Genomic DNA, 2,171 nt, shown 5'->3' on the forward strand with positions numbered 1-2,171 from the left:
AAAATCGTTGAACGAGAGGAAATGACAATTGATAAGTGTGTTTGCGTAACCAAGGACTGTGAAGCTCACGAGTCGGATTGCTCCAGAAAGGAGGTGATCCAGCCGCACCTTCCGGTACGGCTACCTTGTTACGACTTAGCCCCAGTTACTTGTTCTACCCTAACTGGCTTCTGTGACGAGCACCAGCTTCAGGTCTACCAAACTTCCATGGCTTGACGGGCGGTGTGTACAAGGCCCGGGAACGTATTCACCGCGTCATTGCTGATACGCGATTACTAGTGATTCCAGCTTCACGGAGTCGAGTTGCAGACTCCGATCCGAACTGAGAACGGCTTTGTGAGATTGGCATCTGGTTGCCCAGTAGCGACCCTCTGTACCGTCCATTGTAGCACGTGTGTAGCCCTAGGCGTAAGGGCCATGATGACCTGACGTCGTCCCCGCCTTCCTCACTGCTTGCGCAGGCAGTCTGTTTAGAGTCCCCACCATCATGTGCTGGCAACTAAACATAGGGGTTGCGCTCGTTGCGGGACTTAACCCAACACCTCACGGCACGAGCTGACGACGGCCATGCAGCACCTTGCTTTGTGTCCCGAAGGAAAGGCTCATCTCTGAACCGGTCACGCGCATTCTAGCCTAGGTAAGGTTCCTCGCGTATCATCGAATTAAACCACATGCTCCACCACTTGTGCGGGCCCCCGTCAATTCCTTTGAGTTTCACTCTTGCGAGCGTACTCCCCAGGTGGGATACTTAACGCTTTCGCTAAGTCACAGACTGTGTATCGCCTGCAACGAGTATCCATCGTTTACGGCGTGGACTACCAGGGTATCTAATCCTGTTCGCTCCCCACGCTTTCGTGCCTCAGTGTCAGTACCAGCCTAGTCAGCTGCCTACGCAATCGGGGTTCTGGAAGATATCTATGCATTTCACCGCTACATCTTCCATTCCGCCAACCTCGTCTGGACTCAAGCCCTGTAGTATCCATGGCAGTTCTGCTGTTGAGCAGCAGGCTTTCACCACGGACTTGCAAGGCCACCTACGCACCCTTTAAACCCAATAAATCCGGACAACGCTTGCACCCTCCGTATTACCGCGGCTGCTGGCACGGAGTTAGCCGGTGCTTATTCCTCAGGTACCGTCAGTTTGGGACGCATCCCCTTTTTCTTCCCTGAGAAAAGCCGTTTACAACCCAGAAGGCCTTCATCCGGCACGCGGCATGGCTGGGTCAGCCTCTCGGCCATTGCCCAATATTCCCTACTGCTGCCTCCCGTAGGAGTCTGGCCCGTATCTCAGTGCCAGTGTGGGGGATCACCCTCTCAGGTCCCCTAAGCATCGTCGCCTTGGTGGGCCTCTACCCCGCCAACTAGCTAATGCTACGCAACCCCATCCGAAACCAATAAATCTTTAACCCCTGCGCGATGCCGCGCTGTGGTCTTATGCGGTATTAATCCGCCTTTCGGCGGGCTATCCCCCAGTTTCGGGTAGGTTGGTTACGCGTTACGCACCCGTGCGCCACTAGATGTATTGCTACACCCCGTTCGACTTGCATGTATTAGGCCTGCCGCTAGCGTTCATCCTGAGCCAGGATCAAACTCTCCATTGTATAAATTCCTACACTGTGGCGAACCACAGCTGATGTCGAGTGCTGATCCGACTCGTGTTAACGAGCTTCAAATCTTTTGTTACGCTTACTTCATCCCCTCTTAACAAGGCCATGAAGCTTACCAATTTGTCATTTCCAATCATTCAAAGAACATCTGTCCCACTCATTCAGCGGAACCCTGTCCGGACCTTAAGCCGGAGTACTTCTCTCTTCTTATTCCCCCTTCCGGTCGAAGCGGGCTGCAAAGGTACAAACCTTTTTACTAATCGCAAGAAAAAGTTGGAAGTCTTTTTCCTCTTGCGCAACCGCCTCGTGTAAGCGGGGTGCAAAGGTAACTAGCTTTTCGCTTTTTCCAAGACAAGCAGAAAATTTCTTTTCCGCTTTTCGGCGTTTCCGCCGCCTCAGACCCGCCTCCGATTGAAGCGGGCTGCAAAGGTACGAGTACTTTTTCCAGACTTCCTATTTCAGGCCAAAACTTTTTTTCGGGTGACTCCGCAGAGCCCTGTGCCGAAAAGAAGGCGAAATCCAGGAAACGTGCCCTACCGCGTTTCGGTTTGGGAGTGCAAAAGT

At 53.0% G+C, this 2,171-nt stretch carries 1 rRNA gene; it reads right to left on the reverse strand.

Going from position 1 to position 2,171, the window contains the following annotated elements:
• Positions 1 to 86: 86 nt before the first annotated feature.
• Positions 87 to 1,601 (reverse strand): 16S ribosomal RNA (locus tag BUB62_RS18625).
• Positions 1,602 to 2,171 lie beyond the last annotated feature (570 nt).

The organism is Hymenobacter daecheongensis DSM 21074 (genome assembly GCF_900141805.1).
GTDB lineage: Bacteria > Bacteroidota > Bacteroidia > Cytophagales > Hymenobacteraceae > Hymenobacter > Hymenobacter daecheongensis.